Source organism: Rhodococcus artemisiae (assembly GCF_036327795.1).
Taxonomy (GTDB): domain Bacteria; phylum Actinomycetota; class Actinomycetes; order Mycobacteriales; family Mycobacteriaceae; genus Rhodococcus; species Rhodococcus artemisiae.
The window spans coordinates 78,154-92,043 of the sequence record NZ_JAUTXY010000019.1; the positions used below are offsets into that span (position 1 = coordinate 78,154).

A 13,890-nucleotide genomic window follows, 5' to 3' on the forward strand; every position below is an offset into this window, starting at 1 on the left:
TTCGCTGGTCGGTCGGTGCTCGCGCATGGTGCTCACGCGACCTGGATGCCGATCAGACCGAGCACCCAGTTGCCGATTCCGGTCGCCGCGTCCGGATTGGTGGCGATGCCCATGTACGCCATGCCGATGAGCGAGAGACCGCCGACGGTGACCACCTTCGAGAAGTTGCCGCGCAGACCACCCATCAACACCACACATGCGATCAGCACGAGAATCGTGAAGACGATGTTGTCTTCGATCCACGCCCGGACACCGGTGGTGCTGACCTCAGTGGTCTGGGCGAGCGCGTCGCCGCGCGGGACGTTCGCGGTCACCAGTTCGGCAAAGCTCGATGCGAGAGACATGAACACTCCAGTGGTGGTTCGGTCGGTACACCCGAGATGGGATGGCCGAGACCGTAAAACGGCAACGCGAATTCCCCCAACCAGGTGAACACGCCCACCGTCCGCATCCGCCGAGGTCGACGGGCAGATCGAACGCGAAAAACACGCATCGACACACGAAACCGGAAACCGGTGCAGATATGACGCGGCTGACGGTGCGCCGCAGCGGTGTTCACACGCGCGATCTCAGCGCACACGAAGTGTTGCGTTCGTCGGTGCATTTCGGATGCCTATGGGGTGGTAGAAGCTCTATGCCCACATAGGGGTGCTCAGTACGCATATACCGGCGCCGTGCGCACACAGTGCGAGAGCGGGGTTCGACGAGCGGTGATCGGACCGGGGAGAAGGACAGCGCGGAGCGCGTCGAATGAGCTCAGGGAAGGGCGCTCGAATGAGCGCTCGAAAACAGCGATGGATTCGGGGGCGGATTTCAGCGGTGGATTCGACCGCTCGAAAAAGCGTTCGCGGGGGCCACCCCTCCGGGGTCACTCCCCCCCGGCGTTCCTTGGGGGGGAGTGTAACTCAGAATTCCGCCGGGAGCCAACGCTATTCGCAACCGCCCACGTCGGACGCTCTCCGGAGCGCTCGATTCACCGGTTGAGCACACGCTCGATGATCGTGTGCGTCAGCGCCGTGATGAGCGTTCGAGACACCGCTCGCGAGAGCGAGTGCACGCGCTCGGTCGAGCGCTCACCGCAGTGGTACGCGAACGCTGTGTGGACCGCTCGAATGAGCGCTCGACTCAGTGGTGTGCGACTGCTGTGTGCACCGCTCGAATGAGCGCTCATCGCAGCGTGATGTGAGTGCGTTCTCGACCGCTGCGCCGAGCGCTCACCGCAGCGATGCGTGAGCACTGTGCACACCGCTGCGGTCAGCGCTCGAGCGACGGTGAAATCGAGCGCCGAACACGCCTCGCTCCCGACACGCTTCGAACATGTTGGACGGCACAACAATCGGCCGGGCACGACCCGCACCCAGAATCGTCCCGCCCGAGCGCGCAGAAGGTGTTCACCTGCTTGGTGAAAACGGGGACCCTCTGCAACTCTTCTCGCGGGCACGAACAGAACCTCGCCCCGAACGAGACCGACACGAGCGAAAGGCGCAGGCAGTGAGCGGAACTCCAGACCCACTCAAAGACTGGGCAGTCGCGGCGTGGCGCGATATGTTCGGCGACACCACCGGCCCTCGCGGCGGTCAGGTCCGCGACGACCGGCCTACTGGTGTCCGACGCTTCGTACCCGCCTCACCGCTGACGGCCGTGCCTGCCGCAGTAGCGTTCTACAGCCCGAACCTCGTTGCCTCCGCTACCGGCAACGCCACGGCGCTCGACGCGCTGACTCAGTTGCACGACTACCGGTGGCCGCTGGCAGTGGTGACCGTCCCACTGATCGCCGCCGACATCTCCCGCTACCGCGCTCGCCGCTGGAGGCAGATGCTCGACTCGATGGTCCGGCAGAGCACCGGCCACCTGCCCACGAAAATCACCGCTACGCCGACGGCCGGCGGTCGCACGATGCGCCGCGCGAGGATCACGATGCCGCGCGGCGCGGTGATCCGGCCCAAGCAGCTCGAGGAGTTCTCCCGCTCGGTCGAATCCGCGTTCGGTGGCAGCGAGTCGTGGGCGATGACGGTGCGCCACGACGCGCGCCGCGACCGCCTGGTCATCACCCGCACCCCGATAGCCCCCGACACCCGCAGCGAACGACAGAAATCTCTGCAAGCGGCGCTCGACGGCGCGTCGATCTTCTCCGGCCCGAAGGTCACCGTCGACAGCATCGACGACAGCGGTATCGAGACCGGGTACCGGGTCGGGTTCGAGAAGTCGATGAACGCCGGATCCCCGGGTTTCCAGATGAAAGTCGACGAAGCGCTCGCGTCGTTGGCCGGCCCGCACGAGTCCGGCCGGAACTGGACCACCGACTGGTACCCGGAACGGGGCTACCTGGTGATGCGTCTGGTCACCGCCATGCCCACCCGGGTGGACCATCCGCTGGAACTGGTCGACGAGAACCTGCGGCACCTGCCCTATGCGACCGGCAGCGCCGACCGGATCATGTTCTGGGATGTGTCCACCAGTTCCAACAAGCCGCACTGCCTGATCGTCGGCCCCACCGGCGGCGGTAAGACCTCGGTGATCCGCACACTGCTCACCGAAGCCGCACGCCGCGGTATCCCGTTCGTGGGGGTCGATCCGAAGATGATCGAACTCGACGGACTCGAAGGGTATCCGGGGTGCGGGGCGATCATCTACGACGCGCTGCGCGCAGCGATGTTCGTGCGCGCCCTGCACACCGAGATGATGGCCCGCAACGCCTACATCCACCAGATGAAGATCGAAGGCTCGCAGCTGCCGCTGATGATCGCGGTGCTCGACGAATTCTTCATCCTCTCGGGCAAGTGGCAGCGCCTGGCCAAGACCGGCGACGACGAGACGAAGGCGTTGCTCAAAGAGCTCGATCCGCTCGGTGCGTGGGCGGATCTGGCGGTGCTCGCACGGTCGGCCGGTATCCGCTTGTTGCTCGGGGTGCAGCGTCCGGATGCGTCCCTGTTCGGCGGCGCCTCGGGTAACGCGCGTGACAACTTCGGCACCCGTATTTCGCTCGGCAACCTCTCGCAGGACGGCGCGCTGATGATGTGGGGCGATTCCACTGTCGGGCGTGAGGTCGACACGTCGGTCAAGGGCCGCGGGATCGCGCTCGGTGACGACGGCAATCCGGTCGATGCGCAGATGTGGTGGACCCCGAACGTCGACAAGCATCCGAACAAGTGGAACCAGCTGTCCGGCAGCGAGAAGGCGATCATCGAGGGCCTGCTTCCGGTCGAGGCGCCGCAGTTCACGTGCTACTCGCCGGAGCTGGCCGAGTTCATCGAATCCGAACGCGCGCTGGCGAAGCGGGCTCGCAGCCACGGCAGCGTGCCCGAACCGATCGTCATCGGGGCGGGCCGCGGCGACGAGGCCGCGGTGTCGATGGCCAAGCGCGTCCCCGAACCCGAGCCGGAACCGGAGCTCGACGACGACTTCGCCGATGCCATTCCGGCGTCGAGTGTGACCGCGGGACAGACCGTGCTGATCGACGACGAGGACGGCGAGCTGGTGCCGGTCACCGTCGACGACGTCGAGGTCCGCCGCGGCCGCAAGGGCGAGGTGATCGAAACGGTCCTGATCGTGGGCACCGGCCGGGTGAAAACCCGCATCGTCTTCGACGCGACCGGCGTCGTTGCCCTGCCCGATCCCGATCTCGTAGGAGCCTGCGCATGACGACCTCGGACCACCGCGACGGCGCGCCTGCTGCGGTTGCGACCGCCGCGGGTGATGTGGCCGACGCACAGTTCCGGTCCACGGCCGTGCCCGAACGCGTGCGCGCGATCGTCGCCGCCCGAATCCGTGCCTGGCAGCCCGTTCCGAGGGTTGTCGATCCGATGTTCCCTCGCCCCTGATCCGCACACGTAGTCACCACCGAAAGGAAAATCCATGACCCGCCGTATCTCCCAGTCGATCACCCCCACCACCGAGGACGTCGCCGCGCTGCGTGGCCCGTTCGTCGCCAAGGGCGCCAACGATCCGGTCATCGCCGCGCTACGCGAGTACTTCAAGGCGTCGGTGCCGACATGGTTGCCCAAGCTCGACGAGAAGCAGGAACTCACCCGCGAACGCCTCGCCGAGATCCGCGAGGCCGGGGCCAAGCGCCGCGCGGTCATCGAAGCACTGCCCGACGGTAAGGCCCGCGAGAAGGCCCTGGCCGAGCTGGAGCAGACCGAGGCCGTCGTCGAGGACATGGACACCGCACTGGCCGGCGCCGGTGCCTTCGGCGGGAACTGACGATGGCGCCGACCGTGGACATCGAGGCGACCTCCGCGACGACCGCGCGCGCGACGCTCGCCGGTGCGGACGTGCCGCCGATGGAACTGACCGCGACCGAGGACAAGGCACTGGCTGCTGTCGTGCACGAGTTCGTGCGCAGTATCGCGGTCGAGCAGCAGTCCGCTGTCGAGGTCGTCTACCGGACGGGTAAAGACACCCGGTTCCTCACGGTCGGCACCGACGGCAAGCTCACCGAGAGCGCCCCGAGCGTGCCCATTCCGGTCGTGGCGACCGAGCCCGTCCCGGTGGCCGCGGAGCCTGTCTCCGCGGCGCCGGCCGGGCCGGTGATGGTGCCCGCCGAACCGATCACCTACGAGGTGCCCGCCCAGCCCGTCCGGACAGCCGCACGGCCCGCACCGTCCCCCACACCCACCGCGGCGCCGGTTCGGTCCGCAGACGCGGCCACAGGGCCGCTCCGTGGTCCGCTGCCGGTGTTGTCCGCGCCGGGTGTGAACCCCGCTGCGGGGAAACCGGCCCGGATCGGGATGCGGGGCCGCCTCAACGCGATGCTCGGCCTGACCCTCGCCCCGAAAGCGGACTCGCTCGAGATGCGGCTGCGCGATGCGCAGGCCACGATCGCCGGGCCGCTGCCGGAGAGCGCGGTGATCACCTTCGTCAACCTCAAAGGCGGCGTCGGCAAAACCCCGATGTCGATCGCCCTGGCCGAAACGATCGCCGAATACCGTGGCCCCGCCACGACCGCGTGCATCGACCTCGGAGAGATCGGCGGCAGCTTCGCCGACCGCGTCGCGGTCCCCCCGGCCGGCGGTCAGGACGCGGCGGCGCTGCTCGCTGACCTCGGCGCGGCGCCGCAGCAGGTGCGCCCGTCCACCCTCAGCCGCTACCTGACCCGCCAGCCCAGCGGCTCGTACGTCATCGCCGGAAAGGCGGAGTCCGCGGCGCCGCTGAGCTTTCAGGACGCTGCCACGCTCGGGGCGATCCTCGAACGCCACTACGATCTGCTGCTCGCCGACACCGGCAACGCCAGCCACGCCGGTAGTTGGCAGTGGGCGATCACCGCCGCGCACACGGTCGTTGTTCCGGTCCCGCTGCGCCGCGACGCCGCCGTGGTCGCCCAGCGCACCCTCTCCGCGATCTCCGCGGTCCGCCCCGATGTGCTCGCTCGCACCGTCGTGGTCATCACGGACGGTCCCGGGGATGCGCCGATGGTCGAGACCGAGGCCGTGGAGGCGTTCACCGCGCTCGGGGTGTCGGTGTGCCGGATGCCGTTCGAGCCGGTCTTCGCCTCGGGGGAGCGGATCGTGCTCTCGCAGTTGCGTCGTGAGACCCGCGACGCGTTGACGGTGCTCGCGGCGACCGTCACCCGGATCGGTCGTGGTGCTGCTGGCTGAGTTGTTGCCCCCGCTGCGCGGTGGGCCCCGTCTTCATTTCTTCACCGACTTTCACCGAGGGGTACAGATGAGCATCGAAACCTATTCCGGAAACCGCGCCGCGCGCCGCGCACAGGGTCGCCGTCGCCGCCGGTCGGCGAAGACCACCGCGACGGCGCTGGCGGTGGCCACCGCCGCGTTCGGGATGTCCACGATGGTGGCGGGCCCGGCGGCGGCCGAGCCGATCCAGGGCGGCGTGACCGGAGGTACCACCCAGGAGGGTGTGACCAGCGGGGCGCAGACCGGCGGCACCACCACTACGACCCCGGCACCGACCGTCTCGGAGCCGAAAGCCGAGAGCAGTTTCTGGGTGGCGCCGCCGGCGCAGTACAACCAGGGCACGCGTGCCTATGATCCGCAGACCGGTGGCGGTGTCACCGTCGTGGACTACTCCACGGACTACACCGACTACACCGACTACACCGGCGGCTACTCGACCGACTACTCCGGCGGTGGCACCTGGAACGCGGAGCCGACTCCGCAGGCCCCGGCCCCGGCTGTGGTCGCCGGGCCGACCCTGCCCATCGAAGCTCCGGCCGACAAGATGCGTTTCGGCCGCGTGATCTTCGATCAGCCGGCCTGGGTCTCCGACATCGACGCCGAACGCACCAACCGCACCACCGCGGTCATCGAGGCGATGGTGACCGACCTCCACAAGTCGACCGGCACCATGGACTCCGACGAGGCCGAGAAGCTCGCCTCCGCGCAGGTCGCCGGAACAGCGGTCGGCACGGGCGTCGGTTTCGTGACCGGATGCACCGCGGCGGGCGTGCCCACCGCTCTGGCGTTGGCCACGGTCGGTGGTATCGGCGGTGCCGGGCTGGGCACGATGGTTCCGCTGCCGGTCCCCGGGGTTGCGCCGGTCACCTCCGGGGTGGCGGGCACCGGCCTCGGGGCGGCTGTCGGTTTCGGTGTGGGATGCGCCGTCGGCGGTGGTCTCGGCGCGCTCGGTGGTGGCCTGGCCGGGTACGGCCTCGGTACCGCCTACGGTGCGGGGGAAGATGCCACCCCGATCGAGGTCGAGGTGCCCGAGGTCGAGTCCGAGCAGATCACCGAGCAGGTCGACACCACACTGGCCCAGTGGTCGCAGGACCCGGTTGGTGCCACCGTCGTCGAGGCGGTGCAGACGTTCACCACCGACACCGCCCCGACGATCGACACGCAGGTTCGCGATTTCGTGGCGGTCCAGCCGGGCGGTGAGCAGCTCATCGAGCAGGTCGACCAGGGCCTCGAGTCGTTCTTCACCGACGCCACCCCGGGACTGGCCGGAAACCTCATCACCAACGCCATCGGCGACGGAATCGCCCAGTTCGGTATCTGAGCCAGAAAGAAAGTGGGCAGCGTCATGAAGAAGCCGAACCTCAAGCGGCGGACCCCTCGCCATCCCGCGGTGGTCGACCTTCTCGGTGGCGCACCCACCGCACCTGCGGCGATGCCGTCGACCCTGACCGCCCCGGCGGCATCGGGGCCGGCGGCGTCGCCGCGCGGCGGCCGCGGCCGGTGGCGACCCGGCCGCACCACCGCCGTTGCCGCAGCGGCCGTGGTCGTGGTGGTGGCCGGGACCGTCGCCGTCGGACAGCTCACTGCCGACCACGGCAGTGCCGCCGAGCCGGCCCCGTCGGCGGACACCGCGGACACGGCATCCGGCCCGGTCGACGACAACGGACTGCCGGTACTGAATCTGTCGGACGACACCGAACCCGAACCGGCAGCCGCCACCGCCGATCCGGAGGCGGCCGGCGAATGCCGCGCCGATCGCGGTGACCAGCGCAGCGGGCCGGGTGTGATCGCCGCGTTCAACTACGCGTACTACAACCGCCGTGACGCAGAGGCTGCGCGGGCGTTGGCCACCCCGACGTCGACGGTCACGTCCGCTCCGGAGTTGCAGACGTTCATCGACACGCTCCCGCAGGGCACGAACTACTGCCTGCGCACCGTCGAGCTGTCCGACGGGGTGTTTCTGGTCGATCTGTCGGTCATGCGCCCCGATGTCCCGGTCGAGCGCGGCACACAGACCGTGACCACCGCGAAGATCGACGGCCGCTGGTACGTCGACGTCTTCAAGTAACCGCACCTCCCCGCGCCCCCGAACACTCTGCGCTCCACCGAAAGGACCACCGGGACATGTCTGCCACCTCACCGCTGCGCCGCGCGGCGCTCGCCGTGCCGGCTCTCGCGTGCGGGCTCGCCGCGCTGACCGCATGCGGCGACCAGCCGCGTGATGCCGCGGCAGTGTCCACCTCGTTCAGCGGCCAGGTGGTCACCGGTACCAGCACCGATCTGGGCAGCATCGTCATCGGTTGGGGAGATGCGCACTCCGACAGCGAGATCACCACCCCGCAGCCCGAGGCTGTTGCCGCGCGGTGCACCGGCCGGGGCGATGACCTGACCGTCGAGATCACTGCTCCACACGGCTGGACTATCCGCGCTGTGTACGGCTCGCCGGTGCTGACGGTGAGCAACACCGATCAGCAGCTCGCGGCCGCCGAGATCGACACCACCGACCCGGTGGTCGCTGCTCCCGTGCCGGTGGATTGGTCCGAGCCTGATCAGCTCGATATCGCCGCGGCTGTCGAAGGCCCGGACGGGTGGAACGCCGAGCACAGCGGCCGGGTGCAGGTCTCGGTGCATGTCGACTGCCGCTGACCCTGTGTACACATCACCTCCCCGGCGGACGTTGTCCTATGCACGTCCACGATCGAGGGGCGACGCACTACGTGAACAGCGGTTATAAGTTTTCCTATACACTGGTGGGTGGGATAGTAGACAGTGTGACGCCAGCAGGAGGTGCGGCATGACGACGATGATGAACCCTGATGAGCAACTCGTCGCCGATCTGGGCCGGGAGAAGGCCCGCGAAACCGCTGCGCACATCGCCTACCTGCGGCATCTGCGCCAGCTCCATGAGCGGGGTTTCACCCAAATGCGCCTGGCCAAGATCGTCGGCGTGAGTCAGCCGACGATCAGCGACATGCTGCGCCGCGCCCGTATCGATGCTCCCGATCTGCGGCGGGGCACGCATGGGGGAACCGCATACGAGATCGCCGCACGCTACGCTGCCGGCGAGATCACACGCGCCGCGATGATGCGCGAACTGACCGACTGGGAGTACGAACGCCCCGCGGAAGCAAATCCGTTCGAATGGGCCGACGACGGAAACCCTGCCACAGAAGGAAGTTTCACCATGCAGGTCGGACGTGCCTTGCGCGACGGGTTCCTCACCGACGAGGACTACGACGCTCTGCTCGAGGCGCTGGCAGATCACTGACCTGTGCTCACTCCCGACGAGATCGAAGACCGCCGTATCTACCTGGCGTCCCTGTCGACCGGAGACGGTCCACTCCAGCCCGATGCGCCCCATGCCACGGTGAACAATCGCCGCTGGTTCCGGCGCATCGACGGCGCCCCGGTGCCCACCAGCGCGCGCCGACGGTTGCACGAGCAGATCCTCGAACAGTGGCGCGCAGCGAACCCGCACGTTGCCCGTGAACGTTCGGCCATTGTGATGGCAGGACCACCCGGTGCCGGCAAGTCCTCGACCCACGAGCATCTCTTCCGTGGCCGTGATCCGCGCCGATGGCGCGAACTCGATGCTGACGTGTTCAAGCGCTACCTCCTCGAAGCAGCCCTCGCTGACGGCACATTCGAGGAGTTGGTGCCGCCGGAGTTGCGCGCAGCGCCGGGGGAGGGCAGCAGGTTCTATCCTTTCGAGTTGTCGGCGCTGGTCCATCGTGAGTCGACCGACTTTCTGTTCGCGGCCGCGCAGCGCGATGCCGTGGCCGACGGCGAGAACCTCATCATCGATGGCACCCTCGCGTGGAAGGGTCACGCCGAGCGGCTGCTCACCCATTTGCAGCAGGCCGGGTACACGATCCACGTTGTCGATGTCGAAGCGCCCCAGCACGTGGCCGCGGAGCGGATCGTGACCAGATGGCGCCACGGATTACTGGGGGCATTGGGTGATCCCGCCGACCCTCCTGCTCGACTCGGTGGTCGATGGGTGCCGGCCACCGCGGTCGATGCGCTGTTCACCGAGTTCCGCGAACCTGATCATCTGCCGCTGCACGGCCGATCTGTCACGCAAGTCAACGCGCTCGAGGTGAGCGAGGCGCATACCGCGGTCGGGTGCTACGACCTGTATCGCACCGAAGATGCGGGCCGCGGCGCTGACCACGTCGAACGTCGTGAGCGATCGGACGCGGACGGCGAACTGTGCGTGACATGGACAGCGGACTCGACTCCGGTCGGGTGACTCACGCTCCGGACACCATCGAGGCATATCCGCGGTTGCCTACATACCCGCGCGTGTGATATCGAGGCGGCGCCACACTGAATGACCTTGCTGCACTTGGGCTTGCTGTGCATGCACGTGAATGTCCTCGTTCGACGGGTTCGGGGCCGGGGCTATCCGTCAGAGAGTTGCACCGTGCATCAGGCTGAGCTCACCGTGAACCGAGGTCGACCTGTCGGCGAGCATTGGCGTCACACCGAAAGTGCTGCCGCGAGGGCTGAGGGTTCTGATTCAGTGCGGACAATCGAGAGTGAGCTGTCGTTCGTGGAAATCGAAGTGCCTGATGGGATACCGGTACAGCTCACCAATGGTCATGTAATCGGTGAAGAACGGGTCCCAGCGCACCGGGAAGAACATTCCCCGCCCCAACGCCTGCTCCGATTCGCGTTGCAGTCGGCGGCTCAGCGCACCGATGACCCGGTCGGCTTTCGTGCCCATCCGGTTCCGGTCAAACACCAGGGCTGCAGCGCATGAACCGTAGTAGTTCACCACGTCAAAAGGCCGCGTACCGGCATCGAGGACCTGGGCGAATCGACGCTCCACTCCGGCGGGCAGCCGGCTGACCATCCGCACCAAGGGCAGCAGCGCCGCCACCACCATGTACCCGAAGACCATGTGGAACAACAGTTGCTCGTTGGTCCACCGCGTCCCCGCCGACCGACTCCGCAACGAGGTGTCGGAAGCATCGGCGAGGAGCCGGTGCAGTTGCACACGGGTGCGTTCGAGCTCGCCGGCGATGGCGGCTCTATCCACCCCTTCGGCGCGGCCCATGATCCACCACCTGTCCAGGGAGCCACGGCACTCGATGGCCGTCGATACCAGACTTCCCCCTCCGGGCGGCCTCCACAACTGCCGGCCGAATTCAGTCTCATGTCGCGAATCGATATAGCGCCCCCGTCGACCCTCGGATGCCACGTCGGACGTACCTGCCGCAGTGGTGCGGATCGCGGTGTCGTGACCGCGTAGCAGCGGCAGCAGCGCGGGATGACGTGCGCCGCTCAGAGATCGAACAGCGAGAATTGGTCCTTCTGTGCTCGACTCTCGGTGTCGGCGAGGTATCGGTCGGCCATGGCCCGGGCGACGGTTTCGTCGCAGCCGAGCTCGGCGGCGACTTCACTCCAGTCGTGTCCGTTGTGCTGGAGTTGCCACGCCAGCTGGTGCAACTGTTCGTCCATGTCCATCAGCGCCGCTCCCGCGGTCGTGTCGGCCGGAACCCGTTCGACGACGCGGGTTCTCATTGAGGCAGATGGTAAACGCGGATGCGGGCATGCGGCGGCAGACACGCCGCCCACGGTCTCGAATCGGCGACGGATCGCACGAGAAAAGGTAAACCCGCCCCCGGAGGGGACGGGCGGTGCGCCTTCCATGGTGTCGACATTGCCCGGCCACGTATGGACGCAGCGCCGGTCAGAGGCCGGTGGGCAGGGTGCGGCGGGATCGGGCGGCGGCGACCACACGATCGGCGACCCGGCCGGCGTCGCGGCCGACACCCCGCAGCGACGCCGACGACAGGCTGCGTTGCCATTCGAGGCCGACATACCCGAGACCGGCGTGGGTGGTCGAGATGCCCTGCCGGTGGAGAGGCCGGTCAGTGCCGTCGAGGCCGGTCAGATACGGCAGGTGCGGGCGGTAACCGGTGGCCAACAGCACCGTGTCAGCGGTGGTGGTGCCGTCGGGCCAGGTGACACGGTCGCCGTCGAGACCGGTGAACAACGGTCGCGGCTGCGGATTGCCGCTCGCCAGGGCGCGGCGGTAACGGCCGGTGTCGAGAACCTGCTGGGTCGGCGGGGTGCGCAGCAGTGGCCCGAGAGGAGCGCGATCGAACCCGGTGACCGTCAACCAATAATGCACATCACGTCCGAAAGGTCGCTGCGGCATGAACTTCGGAGGTCGGCGGCTGGCGAGGGTGACGGAGGCGACCTCGGTGAGTTCGGTGGCGATCTGCACAGCGGAGTTACCGGCACCGACCACGATGATGTTCTGACCGGCCAGCGCAGCAGGCTCGCGGTAGTCGCTGGTGTGCAGCACCGTGCCGCCGAAGGTGTCCAGACCCGGCAGTGGTGGGATATTCGGGGACCCGAAGTAGCCGGTGGCCGCGATCAGGATCGGCGCGGTGACACTATCGCCAGCGGCGGTGTGGGCGGTGTAGACGCCCCGCTCGCAGGTGACGGTCTCGACGCGGGAACCGGTCACGATGTCGACGTCGAGTCCGGCGGCGTAGCGGCGCAGATAGTCGATCACCTCGTCGCGCCGCGGATAGCGGTCCGGATCGCCGGGAAACGCCACGCCCGGTAGGGCGCTGTATTTCGCCGGGGAGAACAGGGTCAGGCTGTCGTAGTAGTGCGGCCACGCCCCGACCGGCTCGTCGCCGGCTTCGAGCAGTCCGGTGCGCAGGCCTCGAGCAGACAGGGCGTGGGCGGCGGCGAGGCCGGACTGGCCACCGCCGACGACGAGAGCGTCATAGTCGGTCATGGTTTTCCTTCGAGGGTGTCGGTGGTGGTCAGGCGCGGCACGGACGCGACCGCGAGGAGCGCGGCGATCACGGCAACGACTGCGAGGACGAGGTAAGCGGTGGCGTAGCTGCCGGTCGCCGACGCCAGGGCGGTTCCCGCCCACGGCGCCAACGCCATCACCACCACGATCGGGGCGGACATCAGCCCCCCGAGCCGGCCGTAGTGGGTCGAGCCCCACCGGTCGGTGATGGCGGTGGCCTGGATCAAGGTGAACAATCCGCGCACCAGTCCCGCGCCGATCGCCGCGCCGATCAACGCAGCGGCCGTGGTCACGACGCCGAGGATCGCGGTGGTCGCCGCAGTCCCGGCCAGGATCACCACGATGCGGCTGCGGACGCTGGTGCGGGCGACCAGGGGCAGGTAGCCGAGGCGGCCGAGCACCTGTCCGGCGCCGCCGAGCCCGAGCGTCCACGCCGCCACCGACGGGGAGAAGCCCTGTTCGAGCAGCAACGGCACCAGGTTGAACACCCCGGCGAAGGCGGTGAACGCGCCCAACGCCAAGGCGGCCACCAGTGCGAGGAACGCGGGGCTGCGGGCGATCTCCCGGTGACCCAGGGCTGCGCCGTTCGCCGGTGGGGTCGCGGCGGGCCAGGATCCGCGCAGTCCCCACCAGTGTCCGGGGATGGTGATCGCGGCGAGGATCGCCGCGAGGATCAGGTAGGTGGTGCGCCAGTCCGACTGCTGGTCCACTGCGGAGGTCAAGGGGGCGAAGACGGTGCTGGCCAGTCCCGCGGCGAGGGTCAGGATCATCAGGGCGTGGACGGAGCGGTCGCCGTACCAGCGGGTCAGCGCTGCGAACGCCGGTGGGTAGAGCACCGCGCCCATCGCGGTGCCGGCCAGCAGCCACCCGGCGTAGAACACCGGCAGCGTGGGGGCGAGCGCGATCAGGACCAGCGCGGGGACCGCGAGGACCGAGCCGGCGGTCATGATCGTGCGCGGTCCGACCCGGTCGAGGATGCGCCCGACCGGGATACCGGTGGCCGCGGTGGCGAGCTGCCCGAGCGAGAACGCCGCGGTGATCGACGTGGGCGACCAGCCGGTATCGGCGGATATCGAGACCGACAGGACCGGGAACGCGTAGTACAGGATGCCCCAGCTGGTGATCTCGGTCAGGCACAGCACCGCCAGCACCCGCCGCAGCCCGGCGCCGGTGAGAGCGCCGGGCTGCGGGCGGGTCGACGTGTCGGTCACCGGCGTTATCCGCCGGTGCGGGCGGAGAGAGTGACCAACTCCGGCTCGGGCGCACCGCAGCACCCACCGGCCGCGGCCTCGGTGGCGGTGTCGGCGGCGGGGTCGTCGAACACTCCGGCGCCGCCGCACACTCCCGTCTCGGGCAGGGTCAGCTCGACGCGGGCGGCGGCATCATGATCACCGGCCAGGGCGGCGGCGATGCTGCGGACCTGCTCGTAGCCGGTCATCGCCAGGAACGTCGGGGCCCGCCCGTAGCTCT

Annotated in this window: 14 protein-coding genes and 1 pseudogene; 9 read left to right on the forward strand and 6 right to left on the reverse strand. The window is 68.5% G+C overall.

The genetic code is table 11. From position 1 onward, the window contains the following. Positions 1-32 precede the first annotated feature (32 nt). On the reverse strand, positions 33-344 hold the full coding sequence (locus Q7514_RS29150) for a hypothetical protein (RefSeq protein WP_054807647.1): 312 nt from the start codon (positions 342-344) through the stop codon (positions 33-35). 1,147 nt (positions 345-1,491) lie between these two features. On the opposite strand from Q7514_RS29150, the gene Q7514_RS29155 reads away from it, so the two are divergent. The 9 genes from Q7514_RS29155 to Q7514_RS29195 all read left to right on the forward strand — a co-directional run bounded on the left by Q7514_RS29155 (position 1,492) and on the right by Q7514_RS29195 (position 9,888). Beyond that, entirely contained in the window at positions 1,492-3,642 is a 2,151-nt protein-coding gene (locus Q7514_RS29155; RefSeq protein ID WP_330136749.1) for a type IV secretory system conjugative DNA transfer family protein, read from the forward strand. After that, on the forward strand, positions 3,639-3,821 hold the full coding sequence (locus Q7514_RS29160; protein ID WP_054808043.1) for a hypothetical protein: 183 nt from the start codon (positions 3,639-3,641) through the stop codon (positions 3,819-3,821). Before Q7514_RS29155 ends, Q7514_RS29160 begins: the two co-directional genes overlap by 4 nt. Before the next feature lie 34 nt (positions 3,822-3,855). Then, entirely contained in the window at positions 3,856-4,203 is a 348-nt protein-coding gene (locus Q7514_RS29165; RefSeq protein ID WP_330136750.1) for a hypothetical protein, read from the forward strand. A 2-nt stretch (positions 4,204-4,205) separates the two neighbouring features. Then, positions 4,206-5,597: a ParA family protein gene (locus Q7514_RS29170; protein WP_330136751.1), complete on the forward strand. Its 1,392-nt coding sequence runs from the start codon at positions 4,206-4,208 to the stop codon at positions 5,595-5,597. Positions 5,598-5,664: 67 nt separating this feature from the next. Continuing rightward, positions 5,665-6,957, forward strand: coding sequence for an insoluble domain protein (locus tag Q7514_RS29175; protein WP_330136752.1), 1,293 nt, complete (start codon positions 5,665-5,667; stop codon positions 6,955-6,957). A gap of 24 nt (positions 6,958-6,981) precedes the next feature. Beyond that, the gene (locus Q7514_RS29180; protein ID WP_330136753.1) at positions 6,982-7,704 is read left to right on the forward strand and encodes a hypothetical protein; all 723 of its coding nucleotides are present in this window, start codon (positions 6,982-6,984) and stop codon (positions 7,702-7,704) included. Between the two features lie 56 nt (positions 7,705-7,760). After that, positions 7,761-8,282, forward strand: coding sequence for a hypothetical protein (locus Q7514_RS29185; RefSeq protein ID WP_330136754.1), 522 nt, complete (start codon positions 7,761-7,763; stop codon positions 8,280-8,282). Between the two features lie 148 nt (positions 8,283-8,430). Continuing rightward, complete coding sequence (locus Q7514_RS29190) at positions 8,431-8,904, forward strand: helix-turn-helix transcriptional regulator (protein ID WP_330136755.1); 474 nt, start codon at positions 8,431-8,433, stop codon at positions 8,902-8,904. Between the two features lie 3 nt (positions 8,905-8,907). Then, positions 8,908-9,888 carry a zeta toxin family protein gene (locus tag Q7514_RS29195; RefSeq protein WP_054807688.1) on the forward strand — a complete coding sequence of 327 codons (981 nt, stop codon included), beginning with the start codon at positions 8,908-8,910 and terminating at the stop codon, positions 9,886-9,888. 270 nt (positions 9,889-10,158) lie between these two features. Here Q7514_RS29195 and Q7514_RS29200 read toward each other — a convergent pair whose 3' ends face one another. From Q7514_RS29200 to Q7514_RS29220, 5 genes and pseudogenes are all read right to left on the reverse strand, one after another. Continuing rightward, a complete protein-coding gene (locus Q7514_RS29200; protein ID WP_054810809.1) occupies positions 10,159-10,698 on the reverse strand; it encodes a DinB family protein in 540 nt (179 codons plus the stop codon). A 227-nt stretch (positions 10,699-10,925) separates the two neighbouring features. Then, positions 10,926-11,165 (reverse strand): hypothetical protein, encoded by a 240-nt coding sequence (locus tag Q7514_RS29205; protein ID WP_330136756.1) that lies wholly within the window; start codon positions 11,163-11,165, stop codon positions 10,926-10,928. A gap of 169 nt (positions 11,166-11,334) precedes the next feature. Then, the gene (locus Q7514_RS29210; RefSeq protein WP_330136757.1) at positions 11,335-12,399 is read right to left on the reverse strand and encodes a flavin-containing monooxygenase; all 1,065 of its coding nucleotides are present in this window, start codon (positions 12,397-12,399) and stop codon (positions 11,335-11,337) included. Beyond that, positions 12,396-13,631: an MFS transporter gene (locus tag Q7514_RS29215; protein WP_330136758.1), complete on the reverse strand. Its 1,236-nt coding sequence runs from the start codon at positions 13,629-13,631 to the stop codon at positions 12,396-12,398. The genes Q7514_RS29210 and Q7514_RS29215 overlap by 4 nt, the downstream gene beginning before the upstream one ends. A 5-nt stretch (positions 13,632-13,636) precedes the next feature. Next, positions 13,637-13,890: pseudogene (locus Q7514_RS29220) on the reverse strand (flavoprotein); the annotation flags it as partial.